The 20629-nt window shown below is 65.9% G+C and carries 16 protein-coding genes; 8 read left to right on the forward strand and 8 right to left on the reverse strand.

The genetic code is table 11. From position 1 onward, the window contains the following. Positions 1-49: 49 nt before the first annotated feature. On the forward strand, positions 50-544 hold the full coding sequence (locus DNK34_RS11830; RefSeq protein WP_131175094.1) for an RDD family protein: 495 nt from the start codon (positions 50-52) through the stop codon (positions 542-544). Positions 545-578: 34 nt separating this feature from the next. On the opposite strand, the gene lptG is transcribed toward DNK34_RS11830, so the two are convergent. Together lptG and lptF are read right to left on the reverse strand one after the other, a co-directional pair. Beyond that, entirely contained in the window at positions 579-1640 is a 1062-nt protein-coding gene (lptG, locus tag DNK34_RS11835) for an LPS export ABC transporter permease LptG (RefSeq protein ID WP_131175095.1), read from the reverse strand. After that, positions 1633-2754, reverse strand: a complete 1122-nt coding sequence (gene lptF, locus DNK34_RS11840; protein ID WP_131175096.1) for an LPS export ABC transporter permease LptF — start codon at positions 2752-2754, stop codon at positions 1633-1635. Before lptF ends, lptG begins: the two co-directional genes overlap by 8 nt. Positions 2755-2898: 144 nt before the next feature. On the opposite strand from lptF, the gene DNK34_RS11845 reads away from it, so the two are divergent. From DNK34_RS11845 to DNK34_RS11870, 6 genes are all read left to right on the forward strand, one after another. Continuing rightward, on the forward strand, positions 2899-4398 hold the full coding sequence (locus DNK34_RS11845; protein ID WP_131175097.1) for a leucyl aminopeptidase: 1500 nt from the start codon (positions 2899-2901) through the stop codon (positions 4396-4398). Between the two features lie 75 nt (positions 4399-4473). Further along, entirely contained in the window at positions 4474-4893 is a 420-nt protein-coding gene (locus DNK34_RS11850) for a DNA polymerase III subunit chi (RefSeq protein WP_131175098.1), read from the forward strand. A gap of 8 nt (positions 4894-4901) precedes the next feature. After that, positions 4902-5318, forward strand: coding sequence for a DNA polymerase III subunit chi (locus DNK34_RS11855; protein ID WP_131175099.1), 417 nt, complete (start codon positions 4902-4904; stop codon positions 5316-5318). Positions 5319-5700: 382 nt separating this feature from the next. Then, positions 5701-8532, forward strand: coding sequence for a valine--tRNA ligase (locus DNK34_RS11860; protein WP_131175100.1), 2832 nt, complete (start codon positions 5701-5703; stop codon positions 8530-8532). 230 nt (positions 8533-8762) lie between these two features. Then, entirely contained in the window at positions 8763-9059 is a 297-nt protein-coding gene (locus tag DNK34_RS11865) for a winged helix-turn-helix domain-containing protein (RefSeq protein ID WP_131175101.1), read from the forward strand. Between the two features lie 22 nt (positions 9060-9081). Beyond that, positions 9082-10911 (forward strand): SLC13 family permease, encoded by a 1830-nt coding sequence (locus tag DNK34_RS11870; RefSeq protein ID WP_131175102.1) that lies wholly within the window; start codon positions 9082-9084, stop codon positions 10909-10911. A 204-nt stretch (positions 10912-11115) separates the two neighbouring features. On the opposite strand, the gene DNK34_RS11875 is transcribed toward DNK34_RS11870, so the two are convergent. Further along, on the reverse strand, positions 11116-11583 hold the full coding sequence (locus DNK34_RS11875; RefSeq protein ID WP_131175103.1) for a bacteriohemerythrin: 468 nt from the start codon (positions 11581-11583) through the stop codon (positions 11116-11118). Positions 11584-11869: 286 nt separating this feature from the next. Between DNK34_RS11875 and rlmF the strand changes: the two genes are divergently transcribed. Continuing rightward, positions 11870-12868, forward strand: a complete 999-nt coding sequence (gene rlmF / locus DNK34_RS11880) for a 23S rRNA (adenine(1618)-N(6))-methyltransferase RlmF (RefSeq protein WP_131175104.1) — start codon at positions 11870-11872, stop codon at positions 12866-12868. A 267-nt stretch (positions 12869-13135) separates the two neighbouring features. Here the strand turns inward: rlmF and DNK34_RS11885 are convergent, their stop codons facing one another. The 5 genes from DNK34_RS11885 to DNK34_RS11905 form a co-directional block, all read right to left on the reverse strand. Further along, on the reverse strand, positions 13136-14026 hold the full coding sequence (locus DNK34_RS11885; protein WP_131175105.1) for a universal stress protein: 891 nt from the start codon (positions 14024-14026) through the stop codon (positions 13136-13138). A 111-nt stretch (positions 14027-14137) separates the two neighbouring features. Beyond that, the gene (locus tag DNK34_RS11890; protein ID WP_131175106.1) at positions 14138-14767 is read right to left on the reverse strand and encodes a DUF998 domain-containing protein; all 630 of its coding nucleotides are present in this window, start codon (positions 14765-14767) and stop codon (positions 14138-14140) included. A gap of 138 nt (positions 14768-14905) precedes the next feature. Continuing rightward, positions 14906-16543 (reverse strand): OpgD/OpgG family glucan biosynthesis protein, encoded by a 1638-nt coding sequence (locus DNK34_RS11895; RefSeq protein WP_131175107.1) that lies wholly within the window; start codon positions 16541-16543, stop codon positions 14906-14908. A gap of 212 nt (positions 16544-16755) precedes the next feature. Beyond that, on the reverse strand, positions 16756-17217 hold the full coding sequence (locus tag DNK34_RS11900) for an ankyrin repeat domain-containing protein (RefSeq protein ID WP_131175108.1): 462 nt from the start codon (positions 17215-17217) through the stop codon (positions 16756-16758). Next, on the reverse strand, positions 17207-20620 hold the full coding sequence (locus DNK34_RS11905; protein WP_131175109.1) for an AAA family ATPase: 3414 nt from the start codon (positions 20618-20620) through the stop codon (positions 17207-17209). The genes DNK34_RS11900 and DNK34_RS11905 overlap by 11 nt, the downstream gene beginning before the upstream one ends. Positions 20621-20629: the final 9 nt, after the last annotated feature.

Consider the following 20629-nt stretch of genomic DNA (forward strand, 5'->3'; position numbering starts at 1 on the left):
TGTCTTCGAATTAGCATCCCGACGCCAGTCGATACCTACCGAGCCAACCATGCCGAAACACGCACTGCGCCCGCAGGGCGACTTCCCCGCCGCCGGTCTGGGCCGCCGCCTTGCCGCCCTGCTCTATGACAGCTTCCTGTGCATAGCGCTGTTGATCGTGGTGACCTTCCTCTACAAGCTGGCACTGATGGGCATTTATGGCGAAGAGCGACTCCGGCAGCTATCGGATGCCGGCGCCCTGGACGGCGACCCGCTGCTTTCCACGCTGCTGATATTCAGTCTGTTCGGCTTCTTCGCCAAGTTCTGGACGCACGCCGGTCAGACCCTGGGCATGCAGGTATGGGGCATCCGCGTGGAGAATGCCGACGGCACGGCGATCAGCCTGTGGCAGGCGCTGTTGCGCTTTATCGTCGCCATCGGCTCCTGGGCCGTGCTGGGCCTGGGTTACCTGTGGATCATCTGGGACAGGGACAGGCGCAGTTGGCACGACATCTATTCGGACAGCCGCGTCGTGCGACTGCCGAAAGATGCCCACAGGAAGTAGCGCCCGGACCGGGCGCTCCCGGCGATAACGGCCGCTAACCCGCCCGGCGCAGCAGCAACAGCCCGGCGATGGCGCAGACGCCCGCCGGGATCAGCACCGCGAACAAGGGCGAAAAGCCGAACACCAGGCTCGACGGCCCGAGCAGATCCTGGGCGATGCGGAACACGAAGCCCACCAGCACGCCGGTGAACACGCGCTGCCCCAGCGTCACCGAGCGCAACGGTCCGAAGATGAAGGAAATGGCCATCAGCACCAGCGCCGCGGTCACCAGCGGCTGCAGCACCTTGGTCCAGAACGCCAGCCAGTACTGGCCATTGTTCAGGCCCTGCTCCTTGAGATAGTGGATGTAGCGCCACAGGCCACTGACCGACAACGCTTCGGGCTCGAGCACCACGGTACCGAGCAGCTGCGGATTCAACTCGATCTCCCAGCGCTCGCTCGGCACCTCGACCACCTCGGTGCCGCGCTCCTTGAACTGGGTCGTGGCGACGTCCTGCAACTGCCAGTAGTCCCCTTCATAGGTGGCGCGCCGGGCAAAGCTGGCCGACAGCAGCTTGCGTTCGTCATCGAAGCGGTAACGGGTCACACCGAACAGCACGCCATTGGGCTGCACCGCGTTGATGTGCACGAACTCCTGCCCCTGGCGATGCCACAGACCGCGCTTGGCGCTCTGCGCCTCGCCGCCGCCCTGGGCCATGGAACGGTTGGCCTGGGCCATGTTCTCGCTCCACGGCGCCAGGTATTCGCCAATCAGGATGCCCACCAGCATCAGGGCCAGCATCGGCTTCATCACGCCCCAGACGATCCGTCCAATGGAGATGCCCGCGGCGCGCATGATGGTCAGCTCGCTGTTGCTGGCCAGGCTGCCGAGGCCGATCAGGCAACCGACCAGGGCCGCCATCGGCAACATGTCGTAGATGCGCCGCGGCGCGGTGAGGAACACGTACCACAGGGCATCGCCCAGGCTATAGCTGCCTTCGATATCGCCCAGCTCGTCGATGAAGGCGAACAGCAGCGCCAGGCCGACGATGATGCCCAGTACCGACAGTATGGCGAACAGCACCTGCGTGCCGATGTAACGATCCAACCTACCCACGAGCGATCTCCCGCACCACACGACGGCTTGCCAGCTTCAAGCGCAACGGCTCCCAATACAGCAGCGCCAGACCGATCAGCAGGAACAGCCCATGCACCCCCCACAGACCCAGCGCCGGCGGAATGCGCCCCTTGTCCAGCGCACTGCGCGCCGCCACCAGCAGGCCCAGGTAGGTCATGTACAGCAGGATCGCCGGCAGCAGCTTGAGGAAACGCCCCTGGCGCGGGTTGACCCGTGACAACGGCACCGCCAGCAGCGTGACGATGAACACCAGCAACGGAATGGACAGGCGCCACTGCAATTCGGACTGCAGGCGCGGCTGATCGCTGCCGAACAGCTGCAAGGTGGGAATGGCCTCCCGCTCGCTGATATCGGCACTCACCGACGGCTTGGGCAACAAGACACCGTAGGTGTCGTACTGGATGGCGCGGTAGTCGGCCTGGCCGGGGTTGCCGTCGTAGCGGAAACCGTTTTCCAGGATCAGGTAGCGACTGCCGTCGGCCTGCACTTCCTGGCGCCCGCTCTCGGCCACCAGCACGGTAATGCCGCGCTCCTTGTCGCCCTCACGGGACAGGCGCTTGTCGGAAATGAAGATCCCGCCCAGCTCGGCGCGATCCTCCGACAACTCCTGCGTATAGGTGACCCGCGAACCGTTTCGCATGGACTGGAAACGTCCCGGCACCAGGGTATCGAACTCGGTCAGGGCATCCTGCTCGTTGAAGATGCGCGCCACCTGGGATACGCCCTGGGGCGCCAGGCCCATGCTCAGCCAGGCGACCAGCAGGGCCACCACGGTGGCCGGCGCCAGGCTGTAGACCAGCAGGCGCTGCTGGCTCATGCCGGTGGCCGAGAGCACGGTCATTTCGCTGTCGAGGTACAGGCGGCCATAGGCCAACAGGAAACCGAGGAACAGCCCCAGCGGCAGGATCAGTTGCAGGAAGCCGGGCAGACGAAAGCCCATGATCAGAAACAGCACGCCCGGATCCAGGATCCCCTGGGCCGCCTGGGCCAGGTACTTGATGAAACGGCCACTCATGATGATCACCAGCAGCACGGCGCTCACCGCACTCAACGTAACCAGCACCTCACGGGACAAATAACGGAAGACGATCAAACAGACACTCCAGGGTTGTCAGGCTCGAGCGGCTATGCTCAAACTAGCCGAACGGCTTGCCGGTTCGCCCCGCGGGAGCGAACCACCGAAAAAATTGCCATCATTATCCTGCAATACCGACTCGTTGTCTTGGGGACACCACGCATGGAATTTATTGTCAAAAGCGCCCGCCCGGAAACTCTGAAAACCGCCACCCTGGTCATCCCGGTCGGCGAAGGGCAGGCGCTCGGCGCCACGGCCAAGGCGGTGGACAGCGCCAGCGGCGGCGCCATCGCGGCGCTGCTCAAGCGCGGCGACCTGGCCGGCAAGCTCGGCCAGACCCTGCTGACCCACGGCCTGCCCGGACTCAAGGCCGAACGCGTGCTGCTGGTCGGCACCGGCAAGGACGCAGAACTGTCAGACCGCCAACTGCGCAAATTGATCGCCGCCATTTACAGCGTACTCAAGAACCTGGGCGGCAGTGACGCCCTGCTCGCCCTGCACGACGTGCAGGTCAAGGATCGCGATGCCTATGGCAAGGCCCGCCTGCTGGTGGAAAGCCTGGCCGACGCAGGTTACCAGTTCGACCGCTTCAAGAGTCAGAAAGCCACGCCCGCCGCACTGAAGAAGATCACCCTGCTCACCGACAAGGCCAGCGCCGCCACGGTCGAGCTCGCCAGCAGCCAGGCCCGGGCGATCGCCATCGGCATGGCGCTGACCAAGGACCTGGGCAACCTGCCGCCGAACCTCTGCCACCCCAGCTACCTGGCCGAACAGGCCAAGGAACTGGCCAAGGCGCACAAGAACCTCAAGGTCGAGATCCTCGACGAGAAGAAACTGCAGGCCCTCGGCGCCGGCGCCTTCCTCGCCGTGGCCCAGGGCAGCGAACAGCCGCCACGTCTGATCGTGATGCAGTACAACGGCGGCAGGAAAGGCGAGAAACCGCACGCCCTGGTCGGCAAGGGCATCACCTTCGACACCGGCGGCATCAGCATCAAGCCGGCCGCCAGCATGGATGAAATGAAATACGACATGTGCGGCGCCGCCAGCGTGTTCGGCACCCTGCGCGCCGTGCTGGAAATGCAGCTGCCGATCAACCTGGTGTGCCTGCTGGCCTGTGCCGAGAACATGCCCAGCGGCAGCGCCACGCGTCCGGGCGACATCGTCACCACCCTGAGCGGGCAGACCGTGGAGATCCTCAACACCGACGCCGAAGGCCGCCTGGTGCTGTGCGACACCCTGACCTACGCCGAGCGCTTCAAACCGCAATCGGTGATCGATATCGCCACCCTCACCGGCGCCTGCATCGTCGCCCTGGGCAGCAACGTCTCCGGCCTGATGGGCAATGACGACGGCCTGGTGCAGGACATCCTCGCCGCCGGCCGCCACGCCGACGACCGCGCCTGGCAACTGCCGCTGTACGACGAGTACCAGGAGCAACTCGACAGTCCCTTCGCCGACATCGCCAACATCGGCGGGCCCAAGGCCGGCACCATCACCGCCGGCTGCTTCCTCTCGCGCTTCGCCAAGTCCTACAAGTGGGCGCACCTGGATATCGCCGGCACCGCCTGGATCAGCGGCGGCAAGGACAAGGGCGCCACCGGCCGGCCGGTGCCCCTGCTGACCCAGTACCTGCTCGACCGCACCACTCAGGAGCAGCGCTGACATAATCACGGGCCGCCGCGCCGGGAGCGCTTGTACTCCTGGGGTGGCGGTTCGTCTGAGTCGCTGATGCCCGATATGCCCCGAATAGAATTCTATGTATTGTCTTCGGCCACCACGGCCGAACGTCTGCGCGCGGCCTGCCAACTGGCGGGCAAGGCCTGGCGGCATGGCTTGCCGGTCTTCCTGCGCGGCCGCGATGCCGACCAGTGCGCCGAGCTCGACCAGTTGCTGTGGCAGTTCCGCCAGGAAAGCTTCATCCCCCACGGCCTGCACCAGGATGATCCGCAGGCGCCGGTGGTGATCGGCCTGGACGAGGCGCCCGCCGCGGCGCAAGGGGTGCTGATCAACCTCGGCAGCACGCTCAGCGCCCATGTCGATCGCTTCAGCCGGGTGATCGAGATCGTCAACCAGGAGCCCGACCTGCTGACCGCCTGCCGGGAGAATTTCCGCAGCTACCGGCAACGTGGTTATGATCCCAAACGAGTCGAACTGTAGCCCGCGCCATGGACAACCCGAAACCGCCCCACACCCCCGGTAACCTGCTCAACGACCTGGAGTCGATCCGCGAGTTGCTGGATGACGACCTCGATCCGCCGCTGCTGACCGAGCAGCTCGATCCGGACGATATCCCGCTGTTGTCGGATATCGTGCCGGCAAGCGAACCGCCGCTACCGCGACAGCCGACGCTGACCGATTTCGCCGAGCCGCCCGCCGGCATGGCCTCCACGGATGAGCTGCGCAGCACCGTGCAACGGGCCATCGGGCGCGACAACGAGATCAACCGCCTCGACAGCGAATTGCGCGCCGCCGCGCAGTTGCTGCTGCAGGATGTCATCGACGACTTCGTGCCGCAGATCGAAGCCGAACTCAAGCGGCGCCTGCAGGCGCGCCTGGCTCGCCTGCTGCCGCCACGCAAATAGCCTTACAGCAGCCACAAGCTGCAAGCTTCAAGCCGCAAGAGAAAAGCCAAAGCAAGAGGCTGTTAACTTGTAGCAGGGTAATCACGCGATGGCGTTAGGGTATCGCCCGCACTCGATGAAAAGCGCTGGAGGCTGGAAAGCTGGACGAGAAACCGCTGCTTCGCGTCGTACTCGAGCCGCTTTTCGTTCAGCCTCCAGCTTTCCAGCGCTGTTTTCGGCTCGGGCTCCTGCTTCGCTCTACCTCCTGCATCCATGCAGTCGCCGGCTCTTCGAGCGCATAGCGCGATTGCCCTGACTTGTAGCTTGCCGCTTATGGCTTGTCGCTCAGACAAGTTATACTTGCCGGCTTTTCCGATCAGACGCCAGAAGGGTCCCCCCGCGCATGGACAAGACCTACCAGCCCCACGCCATCGAAACCGCCCTGTACGAGAACTGGGAGGCGAAGGGCTACTTCGCCCCGCAGGGCTCGGGCGAGCCCTACACCATCATGATCCCGCCGCCGAACGTCACCGGCAGCCTGCACATGGGTCACGGTTTCAACAATGCGATCATGGATGCGCTGATCCGTTTCCGCCGCATGCAGGGACGCAACACCCTGTGGCAACCGGGTACCGACCACGCCGGTATCGCCACGCAGATGGTGGTGGAACGTCAGTTGGGCGCACAGGGCATCAGCCGCCACGACATCGGCCGCGAAAAATTCCTCGACAAGGTCTGGGAATGGAAAGCCGAATCGGGCGGCAACATCACCCGGCAGATCCGCCGTCTCGGCTCCTCGGTGGACTGGACGCGCGAGCGCTTCACCATGGACGACGGCCTCTCCGAAGCGGTCAAGGAAGCCTTCGTGCGCCTGCACGAGGATGGCCTGATCTACCGCGGCAAGCGCCTGGTCAACTGGGACACCAAGCTGCACACCGCGATCTCCGACCTGGAAGTGGAAAACCACGACGAGAAAGGCAGCCTGTGGAACCTGCGCTACCCGCTGGCCGATGGCGCCAGGACGGCAGAAGGCGCGGATCACCTGATCGTCGCCACCACCCGCCCGGAAACCATGCTCGGTGACGCCGCGGTCGCCGTGCATCCCGACGACGAACGCTACAAGGCGCTGATCGGCCAGTACGTCGAACTGCCGCTGGTGGGCCGACGCATCCCCATCGTCGCCGACGACTATTGCGATCCCGAATTCGGCACCGGCTGCGTGAAGATCACCCCGGCCCACGACTTCAACGACTATGAAGTCGGCAAGCGCCACAACCTGCCGCTGATCAACATCTTCGACAAGGATGCCGCGGTTCTCCCCGGGGCGCAGATCTTCAACATCGACGGCAGCGTCAACGCCCTGCTCGATGCCAGCCTGCCCGCCGAATATGCCGGCCTCGACCGCTTCGAGGCGCGCAAGCGCATCGTTGCCGCCTTCGAGGCCCTCGGCCTGCTGGAAAAGATCGAAGACCACGCCCTGAAAGTGCCGAAAGGCGATCGCTCCGGCACCATCATCGAACCCTGGCTGACCGACCAGTGGTACGTCTCCACCCAGCCGCTGGCCGAGAAGGCCATCGCCGCCGTGGAAAGTGGCGAGATCCAGTTCGTGCCCAAGCAGTACGAGAACATGTACTTCAGCTGGATGCGCGACATCCAGGACTGGTGCATCAGCCGCCAGCTGTGGTGGGGCCACCGTATTCCGGCCTGGTACGACCAGGCCGGCAACGTCTTTGTCGGCCGCGATGAAGCCGAAGTGCGCGCCAGGCACAACCTGGGCGACCTGCCGCTGCGCCAGGACGACGACGTCCTCGACACCTGGTTCAGCTCCGGCCTGTGGACCTTCTCCACCCTCGGCTGGCCCGAGCAGACCGAAGCCCTGAAGACCTTCCACCCCACCGACGTGCTGGTAACGGGCTTCGATATCATCTTCTTCTGGGTCGCCCGGATGATCATGCTGTCCACCCACCTGACCGGGCAGATCCCGTTCAAGACCGTCTACGTCCACGGCCTGGTGCGCGATGGCCAGGGCCAGAAGATGTCCAAGTCCAAGGGCAACGTGCTCGACCCGCTGGACATCGTCGATGGCATCGACCTCGACAGCCTGCTGGCCAAGCGCACCACCGGCCTGATGCAACCCAAGCTGGCCGAGAAGATCGCCAAGCAGACCCGGGCCGAGTTCCCGGAAGGCATTGCCAGCTACGGCACCGACGCCCTGCGCTTCACCTTCTGCTCGCTGGCCACCACCGGTCGCGACGTGAAGTTCGACATGGGCCGCGTCGAGGGCTACCGCAACTTCTGCAACAAGCTGTGGAACGCCGCCAATTTCGTCATCGAGAACACCGATGGCCAGGACACTGGCATCAATGGTGAAGAAGTTGACCTGTCACCGGTCGATCGCTGGATCATCTCCGCCCTGCAGCGTTGCGAGCAGGACGTGACCCGCCACCTCGACGCCTTCCGCTTCGACCTGGCCACCCAGGCCCTCTACGAATTCGTCTGGGACGAGTACTGCGCCTGGTACCTGGAGCTGGTCAAGCCGGTGCTGTGGGACGAGAGCGCCCCCATCGAGCGCCAGCGCGGCACCCGCCGCACCCTGGTGCGCGTGCTGGAAGTGATCCTGCGCCTGGCGCACCCGTTCATGCCCTTCATCAGCGAAGAGATCTGGCAGCGCATCAAGGCCCAGGCCGGCGTCAGCGGCGACACCCTGATGCTGCAACCCTGGCCGGTGGCCAACGAGAGCCGTATCGACGCGGCGGCCGAAGGCGATATCGAGTGGGTCAAGCAGTTGATGCTCGGCGTGCGGCAGATCCGTGGCGAGATGAAGATCTCCATGGCCAAGCGCATCGACATCATCGTCGCCAACGCCAGTGCCGAGGATCTGCGCCGCCTCGACGACAACGCGCCGCTGCTGAACAAGCTGGCCAAGCTGGAGTCGGTGCGCGTGCTGGAGGCTTCCGAGGAAGCGCCGATGTCCGCCACCGCCCTGGTCGGCGAGATGCAGGTACTGGTGCCCATGGCCGGGCTGATCGACAAGGAAGCCGAACTGGCGCGCCTGGACAAGGAAATCCAGCGCCTGCAAGGCGAAGTGGCACGGGTCGGCGGCAAGCTGGCCAACCCGGGCTTCGTCGCCAAGGCCCCCGCCGAGGTACTGGACAAGGAACGCGCCAAGCTGGCCGAAGCCGAACAGGCCCTCGGCAAGCTGCTGGAACAGCGCGAGAAGATCGCCAGCCTCTGATCCGCCCGCGCGGAGGGAAACGGCCTGCCGTGGTGAAAACCCGGCAGGCCGTTTTCGTTCCAGCACCTTGCGCCCAGCCGGCCAAATTCGTCCCCGCTCTTCGCCGGTGCAGCGCTGACGCGCCGGCCTGCTCGACAGGCTGCGGACGGTACTCGACAGGCGCCGGCGTGGCACGGATGCCAGCCACACAGTATCCTCACGGCTCACTCATCGACCCGGCGCTTTCCCGAATGGATGTGAGCAAGACCAAGACCAGCTTCTACCGCCGCCTCTACGTCGCCTGGCTGATCGACAGCGGCGCCGCCGACAACGTCCCGGCGCTGATGGCCGCTACCGGCATGCCCCGGCGCACCGCCCAGGACACCCTGGCGGCGCTGGACGAGCTGGATATCCGCTGCGACTTCCAGCAACGGGACGGCGAACGCAACAACGCCGGGCGCTACGTCATTCGCGACTGGGGCGCCATCGACAAACGCTGGATCGCCGGGAACCTGCAACGGATCAAGACCGTGCTGGGCTACCCCTGAGAGCCGCCGACAAGGATTCGCAATGACCCTCGATCTCCTCATGGTGCTCGGCCTGCTGCTGGCGGCCGTGGTGCTGTTCGTGCTCGACAAGCCGCGCATGGACGTGGTCGCCCTGCTGATCATCGTCGCCCTGCCGCTGACCGGGGTGCTCGACATCCAGCAGACCCTGGCCGGCTTCAGCGATCCCAGCGTGATCCTGATCGCGGCAATGTTCGTCATCGGCGAGGGGTTGGTACGTACCGGCATCGCCTACCGCCTGGGTGACTGGCTGGTAGCCAGGGCCGGCAGCAGCGAAACACGCCTGCTGGTGCTGCTGATGGTGGCAGTGGCCGGCCTCGGCTCGGTGATGAGTTCGACCGGGGTGGTGGCGATCTTCATCCCCGTGGTGCTCGGCGTCGCCGCGCGCCTGAAGATCGCCCCCGGACGCCTGATGATGCCCCTGGCCTTCGCCGGGCTGATCAGCGGCATGCTGACCCTGGTGGCGACGCCGCCGAACATGGTGGTGCACAGCGAGCTGCGCCGCGCCGGCCTGGACGGTTTCGACTTCTTCAGTTTCACCCCCATCGGCCTGACCGTGCTGGTGCTCGGCGTGCTGTACATGCTGGCCACCCGGCGCTGGCTGCAACGCGATGAGGCGGGCACCGAGGCCGCGCCGCCGCGCCTGGCCCTGACCGATCTGGCGCGTACCTACCGCCTCAGCGAACGCGAGCGACGGCTGCGCGTACGCGCCGACTCGCCCCTCGCCGACCAGGCGCTGGACGAGTTGCAACTGCGCTCGCAGTACGGCATCAATGTCATCGCCGTGGAGCGCCAGCGCCAGTTCCGCACCCTGCTGCTGATGGCCACCGGCAACACCCAGCTGCAGGCCGACGATATCCTGCTGGTCGACCTGGCCAGCCCGGCCATCGCCCTGCTCGGCGCCTACCAGGAACTCGGCCTGGAAGCCCTGCCGCTGCCCAGTTCCTACTACAGCGTGCATTCCCACGAACTGGGGCTGGCCGAAGTGGCGTTGCCGCCGGACTCGCAACTGCCGGGCAAAAGCATCCAGGAACTGGGCCTGCGCAGCCGCTACAAGCTCAACGTGGTCGGCCTGCGCCGCCATGGCAAGGCCCTCGAAGGCCTGCTGGTCGACGAGAAGCTGAGCCACGCCGATACCCTGCTGGTGGCCGGCAGCTGGAAGCAGATCCATCATCTGCAAGGGCTCAACCGCGACTTCCTGGTACTCAGCCTGCCGGCCGAGGTCGACGAAGTGGCGCCGGCGGCGCGCAAGGCGCCCTACGCCCTGTTCAGCCTGGCGGTAATGGTCGCGCTGATGATCAGCGGCCTGCTGCCCAACGTCATGGCCGCGCTGATCGGCTGCCTGCTGATGGGCGCCTTCCGCTGTATCGACATGGCCAGCGCCTACCGCGCCATTCACTGGCCGAGCCTGATCCTCATCGTCGGCATGCTGCCCTTCGCCCTGGCGCTGCAGAAAACCGGTGGCATCGACCTGGCGGTGAACGGCCTGGTCGGCGCCCTCGGCGAAGCCGGGCCACGGGTGATCCTCGCCAGCCTGTTCGCCGTCACCGCGCTGATCGGCCTGTTCATTTCCAACACCGCCACGGCGGTACTGATGGCCCCCGTGGCCATCGCCACCGCACAGGCCCTGGACGCCTCGCCCGTGCCCTTCGCCATGATCGTCGCCCTGGCCGCCTCGGCCGCGTTCATGACGCCGATCTCCTCGCCGGTGAACACCCTGGTACTCGGCCCGGGGCAATACCGCTTCGGTGATTTCGTACGTATCGGCGTCCCCTTCACCCTGCTGGTGATGATCGTCAGCGTGGTGATGGTGCCCTGGATATTTCCGCTTTAAGGCGATAGCGGCCGTAGGATGGGTGAAACCCATCAATATGCCGATGGGTTTCACCCATCCTACGGGCTGAACCGCTTCTAGCGCATAGGATGGACAACGCTCTTTTTGTCCACCATTGCGATTGCGGAGCGGTGGACGGGTCGGGCCGCGTAGGTGAAGCGTCGTCCACCCTACGAACGTCCGCTATCGCCTTGAAACAGCCCGCTACGCCGCGTGAAAGAAGCGCCGTTTCGCCCGCACCAGCCAACCGTCTTCGGTCTTGTCGGCGGCCAGGCGCCGCAGATTCGCGGTCACCGCCGGCACATAGTTCTGGTCATCGTTGCGGATATGCCCGAACAGCCAGCGACCGAGCAGGCTCATGAGTTCGTCGGCGATGTCCTCGCCCTGCGCGAAGCGCGCGCGGTAGTCGCCGACCCGCTTGATGAACACATCGTGAACCCGCTTGTGCGCCTTGCTGAATACGTAGCCCGCTTCCTCGAGCATCGCCTCCTCGAAGGCGAAATGCGAGGTGGTGTAGTCCACCAGTTCCTCGATCACCAGCGCCACGCCGTCACGCGCGCCCTTCTGCTGAGCCAGGTGAAGCTGATTGATCATCTCGACGATTTGCCGGTGCTGGCCGTCGATCACGGCGATGCCGGTGTCGAGGTCGGCGCTCCAACTGAGATAAGCCATGGCTGCCTCCCGCGGCTGCAAATAAGCACAGCCAGTCTAGGCGCGGCAACAGCGGCGCCTCTTGATCTGAATCAGTACGCGGCACGACGGATGAACCCGGCGAACGCGGGTTCGTGGGGCGGCCACAGGGGGGGGGGAACACGCCGAGCCGAGGACCCGACAACGGCCGATCATCAGCGAGCCCGAGGCGCTGAAGCGCCTGCCTAGCGGTGCCATCGTGGTTTCCCTGCAAAGCGGCCGCGCCTGTGGGAAAATGCGCGGCTTCTTCGTCCAACGATCAGCCAGCATGTGCGCATCCGCCAAACGTCCGCCGAAACAGCGCAGCAGCACAGCCGGCCAGGCGCCCGACAGGGGTCGCCTGCATCCGCGCAACCGTCATCAGGGCCGCTACGACTTTCCCGCGCTGATCGAGGCCAGCCCGGAGCTGGCGGCGTTCGTCATTCTCAACCCGTACGGCAAGCAGAGCATCGACTTCGCCAACCCGGCGGCGGTCAGGGTGTTCAACCGCGCCCTGCTCAAGCGCTTCTACGCCATCGAACACTGGGACATTCCAGCGGACTATCTGTGCCCGCCGATTCCGGGGCGCGCCGACTACCTGCATTACCTGGCCGACCTGCTGGCCACTGACAATGCCGGCGCAGTGCCGCGCGGGGCCGCCGTGCGCGTGCTGGATATCGGTGTCGGCGCCAACTGCATCTACCCGCTGCTGGGCCATCGCGAATATGGCTGGCGCTTCGTCGGGGCGGATATCGCCGCCCGGGCCATCGCCTCGGCGCGCACCATCGTGCAGGCCAATGCCGGCCTGGGCGAGCACATCGAACTGCGCCTGCAGCAGGACCCCGGGCATATCTTCGACGGCCTGCTGCAGCCCGACGAGCGCTTCGACCTGACCCTGTGCAACCCGCCCTTCCACGCCTCGGCCGAGGAAGCGGCCAGCGGCAGCAAACGCAAGTGGCGCAACCTCGGCAAGCTCGACCCCACGCGCAAACTGCCGCTGCTGAACTTCGGCGGACAGGCGGCCGAGCTCTGGTGCCCGGGTGGCGAAGCGGCTTTCGTCGCGCGCCTGATTGGCGAAAGCGCAGGCCATGGACAACAGGTGCTGTGGTTCAGCACGCTGATATCCAAGTCGGGCAACCTGCCCGGCGTGTATGCCGCCCTGAAGCGGGCCGGCGCCCTGGACATCCGTACCGTGGAGATGAGCCAGGGGCAGAAACAGAGCCGCTTCGTCGCCTGGACCTTCCTCGAGGCAGCCCAGCGCCAGCGGTGGTCGCAAGGCCGCCGCTAAGCGTACTAGTGTCGCGACACAGATCAAATGTCGGTCGCGCGGTATCTATACGGGCTTCAGCAATGAGCGTGCAGCACTGCCACATTCGTGTGGGAGCCGCGACCTCGCGGCGAATCGTGGCCATAGCGCGTTCTTGCAGCATGGCTGCCAGCGCATCGCGCCGGGGTCGACGCGCCTACAGACGAACCCTGATTCCGAACGGGCTCTTGCTGGCCAGGGATCAAGACGGTATCCACGGGAGTCCGACATTTCACGGTTGACACGACACTAGCCGGCGGCGCGTGGCTCGCGCACGATCAGGCTGTCGCACGGCACCCACTGCAGCAGCTCCCGGGCCGAGCTGCCGAGCAGCACGTTCATCAGGCCACTGCGGCCGTGGCTGCCCATGACCAGCAGATCCACGCCGTGCTCGCGCACGTAGCGGCTCAGCGAAGCGCCCAGCGAACCCTGCTCGATGACGATCCGCGTGCGCTTGCGCAAGTCCGCCGGCAGATCGCTGGCGGCGAGGAAGGCCGCGTAGTCGCCCTCTTCGATATGGCGCCGTGTTTCACCGTCGATCACCCGCTCCAGGCGATCGGACATGGGCACGTCGGTGGCGTGATAGAGCACCAGTTCGCGCCCCGGAAAGTAACGCGCGGCGGCGTGCAGGGCGTGGCGTGAGGAATCGGAGAAATCGGTGGCGATGACGATCCGCTCGTAGCGCCCGCGCGGCCGCTGGCGCACCACCAGCAGAGGCTGCGGCAGGCGCCGCGTGAGGGCCTCGACGGTGGAGCCGAGCAGCAGGCGCCCCCAGAACTCGTTGCTGGCGACGCCGGTCACCACCAGGCCGCTGCCGCTCTCGCGGGCCGCCTGCACGATCGCCTGCACCGGATCGCCGCGGGCGATGCGCATGCGTACGCGCACCTCGAGCCCGGCCAGATCGTCCCGCAGTTGCTGCTCGGCGAAGCGTTCCAGTTCGGCATCATCGCCGGTGGCGACCCAGCCCAGCACCAGGTCGGGCGCCTGGCGGGTCTCCAGGACATTGAGACCGACCAGCATGGCCTGCCACTCGCCGGCCAGTTGCGCGGCGCGATCGAGGGCACGGTCGCAACGCACGCTCAGGTCAGTGGCCAGCAGCACACTGGCCGGCAGCGCATTCATCCAGGGTTGCTCGTTCATCTCGCCTCCTTTTACGCGACCGAGGACGCGCATATCCTTACGAAAAACGCGTCAACCACCCTAGCAACTGAACGGCATCAGGAACATCGGAAAATCGTAAGCAAAAGCGAGTCACGCTCGAAAGCGGCGCAACAGCATCAAGGCCAGCCCCGCCAGCCACAACAGCGATATACCGTAGTTCAGGCGCTGGTAGAGACCGAAACCCTGGCCGTTCTCCAGCGCAACAGCCATCAAGGGCAAGCTGCCCAATGCGCCCAGAGTACAGAGCAGCGAGAACAATGCGAACCCGCGTGAACCTAACACACGCCTGCCCAGAAAGACCCACAGGGCACTGGCGAGCAGCAGGCTAAGCGCCATGATCAGCCCCGCCAGGTTATGCAGCGTCTGGCTGGTGGAGGGGGCTTCCAAAGCACAGCCGACATCGCACGAGAAGAAGCCCGTGGCAAAACTGCCAAGACCATGGATCATGATCAGCAACCCACTGAGTCGCGAACACAGGCTATCGAAACTCAGCAGCACGGCGACACCGAACATCATGAACAGCGCACCCAGCGGATAATTGTTGATCAGCGGCGAGATGAACTGGGTGGGTGCGCCTTCGGCGCCGAGCAAACTCATGGCTTGATCGAGATGGTTGTAGCCGGGATACAGCGCCCCTGCGAGGGTGACGCCAAGAACCAGCCAGAAGGGAGCGAGGAGACCGGCCAGATAGCCGAGCGAGAGCGTCCGGTGCGACTGCATGGGGTAGATCCTTTTATGCCGATGAGTTTCACTCACTGACGCAGGACATACCTCGGAGGGCACACCTTGCCTCACGGCAAGGTGCATATTCCGGCACGCCATCACCTGGACTCATGAAGCGCTATCCACCCAACGACCTCAGCTCGGCGTATCAGGATAGCGGCGCTCTTCGGGCGCCGGCGGGAAGTACTGGTAGAGCCAGGTTTCGCTGAGCACTTCCTTGTTGTCGACCCGGCGCAGGTAGGCGCGCATGTTCACCGGCTCGACGCTGTCGCTGGTCGGGAACCAGTCGAACTGGGCGCGGAAGCCGGTGATCTCCGGGTGCAAGGCGAGGATATTGAAATCCTTGACCTCGCCGTGGGAGGCCTCGACCACCACTTCGATGCGTTCCTTCCAGTCCATTTTCTCCAGCGGGCCGCCGGTGAAGTCGATGGCGAAGCGCCGTGCCCAGACCTCGGGCCAGTGTTCGCCCGGCGCCCAGCCCAGGGTGAAGCCGCCCATGCCGGAACGGGTGGCCAGGACCTGGGCCAGGCTCGGCTTGACCGGCGGCAAGGCGGCCCAGTACAGCTTGTAGCCGAAGTTCAGCGAGGTGCCGGGCTCGATGGCCTGCTTGGGGTTCCAGAAGCAGACGATGTTGTCCATGGTCTCGCCGGTGGTGGGGATCTCCAGCAGGTCGATGCTGCCCTCGCCCCACGGCGTGGTCGGCTCGACCCACAGGCTCGGGCGGCGGCTGTACCAGACCACGGTGTCCTGGTAGGACTTGAAGTCGTGGTCGCTCTGCACCAGGCCGAAGCCCTTGGGGTTGGTGTCGGCGAAGGCGTTGAACTGCAGCTTCTCCGGGTTGTTCAGCGGCCGGCAGAGCCACTCGCCGTTGCCGCGCCACATGGACAGCCGGTCGCTGTCGTGGATGGCGGTGGCGATGAAATCGCACATGCGCCGCTCGTGGCCGCCGCAGGCGAACATGCTGGTCATCGGCGTGATGCCGAGCTGCTTGATCGCCTTGCGCGCGTTGATATGGGCGTCGATGTCCATCACCACCTGAGTGTCCTGGCAGTCGATGTCGAAGCGGAAGGCACCAGTGGCGCTCGGCGAATCGAGCAGCGCATAGAGCACGAAACGGGTGGCGTCCTTGGCCGGCGTCTCGAACCAGAACTCGGTGAAGTCGGGAAACTCCTCCGGCGTGTCGGTGAAGGTATCGATGGCCAGCCCCCGCGCCGACAGGCCGTACTGGCCGGTATTGTCCACCGCGCGGAAGTAGCTGGCGCCGAGGAAGGAGACGATGTCGTACTTGGCGATGTTCGGCTGCTTGAACACCTTGAGCCCGGCGAAGCCCAGGTCGCCCTCGAGCTGCGAGACGTCCACGCCGCTCTTGCCGTACTCGAACAGTTCCGGACGGAAATGCACTTCCCGGGCGACCCGGCTCTCGGGGTCGACGGCGTGCATGCGCACCGGCTGGCGAAAGCCCATGCCGACGTGGAAGAACTGCACGTCCAGTTGACCGCCCAGCTCGTTCCACAGGGAGTGCTCGGGGTCGTACTGGATGGCGTTGAACTGCTGCGGGGTCAGCTCGGCGAGGGTCTTGGGCAGCACCTCGACGGTGCTCTTGTAGGCGCTGCCAGCCATGCGCTTGGCCCGGCTCTGCAACTGCTTGAAGTCGAAAGGCTCGGCCTTGCCGTCGGCGGTTTCGGCGAAGCTGCGCAGGCTGAACAGCCCGGCAGGAAGACCGGCACAAGCGGCCATCATCATGGAAGCTTTCAGGAGGTTTCGTCTATGCATGGGCGTCCCTGGAGTAATGGAGGAATCTGCACGCCGCCCACCAAGGGCGATAAAAAAATACCTACAACAGATGGCCCTGACGTGCGGATGGTTCCGCTCGGAATTATTCATAGCCATAAGCTTGAAGCTTCAAGCGGCAAGTTAAAAGCGGGTCAGGCGTAACATCCACGCTTGGTTTCTGGCTTGAAGCTTGAAGGATGGTGAAGAAGTTCCTAGCGTTTGTCGTCGAGCAATTTCCTGATGGTCTTGCGGTCGCGCTTGTCGTCCCGCTCGCCGAGCAGTTCAAGAAAGGCGAAGGAGTCGAGACCATCGAGCGTGGTCTTCGGGCTGACGATCCTGCGGCGCGGGTCGGCGCCGCGCTCGAGCAGCAGCTTTACCAACTCCGGCTCGCCATAAAGGATGGCGCCGTTGAGGGCGGAGAGTCCCATCTGGTCGGGCTCATCGACCGGGCAGCCAGCCTCGAGCGCTTTTTTCATCTGCGCCAGCGCCATTCCCTTGCGCTCTTCGGACTCTCCATAGGCGGCCGCCATCAAGGTCAGGGTCGGCGCCTGCGCGGTCGCGTTGCCGAGCATGCAACCCTGCTCGTCCATGGCTTGCAGATCGAAATCGCGCTGCAGTTCATCGCCGTGGGCGAGCCCAGCCAGCATGCAAAGGCCAACAACTTTATAGCGCATAGCGTTTCTCCAGATGGCTGTAGCCCATGCCCACGCCCTTGCTCACCTTGAGCTGCACCGCCACCCGTTCCTTGAGCGCCTCGACATGGCTGATCACGCCGATCATCTTGCCGCTGGCATTGAGGTTGTCCAGAGCATCCAGAGCCACTTCCAGGGTTTCGCCATCCAGGGTGCCGAAGCCTTCGTCGAGAAACAGCGAGTCGATCCGGGTCTTGTGGCTGACCAGGTCGGACAGCGCCAGGGCCAGGGCCAGGCTGACCAGGAAGCTCTCGCCGCCGGACAGCGTGCGGGTGTCGCGGGCCACGTCGCCCTGCCAGGTGTCGATCACCTCCAGCTCCAGTTCGCCCAGGGATTTGCGCGCCAGCTGATAGCGACCATGCAGACGCCGCAACTGCCCGTTGGCCAGGTGCACCAGATGGCCGAGGGTCAGGCCCTGGGCGAAGCGCCGGTACTTGGCGCCATCGGCCGAACCGATCAGGCTGTTGAGCTGCTGCCAGCTGTCGTACTCACCCTGCTGCGTGGCGATGGCCTCGAACAGCGCCTGCTGATCGAGCCGACGCTTGTCGTCGCCCTGCAGTTGGCCGTGGATTTCGCCCTGGCGCTGGCCGAGCTGTTTCAGCGTCGCCTGCAAGGCCTGCAGGCGCTCGTCGAGGTCCTCGGCGCTGTGCCCGGTCTGCGGTTCGGCACGCAGCGCGGCCAGTTGCCCTTGCGCCGCGGCATGCAGCGCCTGGGCTTCGGTCCGGGCCTTTTCCAGGCGCTGCCTGAGCGCCTGTAGCTGCTCACGCTGGCGATCGTCGAGCAGCGCCGCGAGAAACTCGGCCTCGTCGGCGAACGGGCTGTCGCCCAGCGCCGCCTGCCATTGCCCGGCCGCGGCCTGTGCCGCCTGCTGCTGAGCGGCCAGGCGCTGGGCAATGGCCGCCAGCGTGCCCTGCAGTTCCAGCGCCCGGTGCTCGGCGGCCCGGCAGTCGGCCTGGGCCTGTTCCAAGCGCTCTTCGGCCTGCGTCTGTCGCGTCGCCACGAATGGCGCGCCACCGGCCTGCTGCCAGCGCGATAGCCAGTGTTGCGCCTGCTTGTGCGCCTCGGCCGCCTGCAGTTCCAGGCCCGGCTGGCGCTGCGCCAGCTGTTGCCGACGCTGCTGTGCCTGTTGCCACTGGTCGACCTCCTGCTGGCGCGCAGCCAGCCAGGCCGCACCGTCTTCCGGCAGGCCGTGGCCGAACGCGGCCAGTTCCGCCGCCAGGCCGCTTTCGGCCTGCCGCAGGCGCTCATGCTGGGCGGCGAACTGTTCCTGTAGAGCCTGTTGCGCCGCCTGCAGCAGGTCGCGTTCGTGCTCCAGCGCCGCCTGCTGCTGCAGCGCGGCGGCATGCTTGTGGCCGGCGATCTGCGCCGCCTGACGCGCCTGCTCCAGCTCCTGCTTGAGGCCATCGAGCAGGCTCAGGGTACGTTGCACCTCGACCAGTTCGGCGATCTGCCGGGTCTTGGCCGCGGCCAGGGCCCGCTCGTCCTCGGGCAACGGGTCGAGTCGCTCGCCCTGGCGCTGCCAGGCACTCGCCAGCGCATCCAGCTGCCGTTGCAGCTCCTGTGCCTGCTCCTCGCCCTGCGCCACCTGGGTCTGCAAGGCCGCCACCTGATTGCCCAGGTTCTGCCCCTGCTCGGCCAGCGCGTCCAGGCTTTGCCGGGCGGCATCGCGCTCACGGCGGGTTTGCGGGACGTCCAGCGCCTGGTAGGCCGCCACCGCCGGGTGCTCGTGGGCGCCGCACAACGGGCAGGCGTCGCCGGGCTGCAGCTGGGCGCGGTAGGCCTCCAGGGCCTGGATGCGCTGCTCCTGTTCCAGCAGTTTCTCCTGGTCGTTCAGGCGCTGTTTCATCTGCCGATAGCGCTCGCGCAGGCTCGCACGCTCGGCCTCGCGTTCGCCGAGGGCCTGGCGCTGCTGTGCCAGGGCGGCGGCGACCCGCTGCTGTTGCTGCAACAACTGACTGCGCCGCTCGTCCAGCTGCGCCAGTTGCTCCAGGGCGACGCCCCGGCCATGCACCGCCTGCCAGGTCGCGCGCCAGTCCGCGTCGCTGCGCCCGTCGAGCGCCGTATGCCAACGCGCCTCGACCTCGGCGGCCAGTTTCTCGGCCTGGGCCTTGCTCTGCGCAGACGCCGCCAGGGCCTGGGCATATCCGTCCAGAGCGGCCTGCAACTGCTCGAGCTGAGCGGCCCCGGCGTGTTCCCGCTGCCGCAGTTCCTGGCTACTCTGCCGCAACTGCTGGCGCAGCTCGAAGGCGTGTTGCCAGCCGCTCAGTTGCGGCTCCAGCTGGCCCAGGCTGGCCGAGGCCTGCAACTGGCCATCCAGTGCCTGGCATTCATCCCCCAGTGCCTGCAATGCCTGCTGCCTGACCAGGGCCAGGGCGGCACTGGTCCGTGCCGCCTCGCCCAGGGCCTGCTGCAGCCGCGCGTTCAGCGCTGCCTGTTCGCGTTGGTGGTTCTGTTGCTCGTCCTGGCTGGCGGCCAGGGCGCGGGCCGCCTCGCAGTGAGTCCGGTACACCGGCTGCAGGCGCTGCGCCGGCTCGCTGTTGTGCAAACGCGCCAACTCGCCCGCAGCCTCACGTTCGGCCTGGGCAGCCGCCTCGACCTGTGTCGCAGCGCCGCTCACCTGCTGCTCGGCCCGGCCCAGATCGACCAGCCACTGGCGTTGTCGACCCGCCTCAGCCAGTTGCGCCTGCGTTGCGCTTTCCTCGCTGGCCAACTGCCGGACCTCGTCGGCGAGCGCCTGGCGCTGCTCGGTGCCGAGCAACTCGACGCCCTCGGCCCGTGCCCGCAGTTGATCCAGGCTGGCCTTGACCTCACGGGTCTGTTCGAACACCCGTTGCGAGATCAGGCCGTAGATTTCCGTGCCGGTGAGTTCTTCCAGCAATTCGGCGCGCTGGTTGGCCGAGGCTTCGAGAAAGGCCGCGAAGCCGCCCTGGGCCAGCAGCATCGACTTGGTGAAGCGGCCGAAATCGAGGCCGGTCAGGCGCTCCACCTCACGGGGTTTTTCGCTGAGCTTGTCGGTGATGATCTGCCCATCCAGCTGCGCCAGCTCGGCCTTGGCGCCTTGCAATGCACCGTCGGCCCGGTCCCGCGCCCGGCGCTGGCTCCAGAACGCCCGGTAGCCCTGGCCGCGCACCTCGAACTCGACCTCGGCCAGGCATTCGGCGGTATGCCGGGTCATCAGTTCGTTCTCGCCACCGACCCGCTCCATACGCGGCGTGCGGTGATACAGCGCCAGGCAGATGGCGTCGAGCAGCGTGGTCTTGCCTGCCCCGGTCGGCCCGGTGATGGCGAACAGGCCGTTGCTGGCGAAGGGCTCGGCGGTGAAATCGATCTTCCACTCGCCCTTGAGCGAGTTGAGGTTCTTCAGGCGCAGGCTGAGGATTTTCATGAAAGCGGG

This window comes from Phytopseudomonas dryadis, assembly GCF_004327355.1.
In the GTDB taxonomy this organism is placed as follows: Bacteria; Pseudomonadota; Gammaproteobacteria; order Pseudomonadales; family Pseudomonadaceae; genus Aquipseudomonas; species Aquipseudomonas dryadis.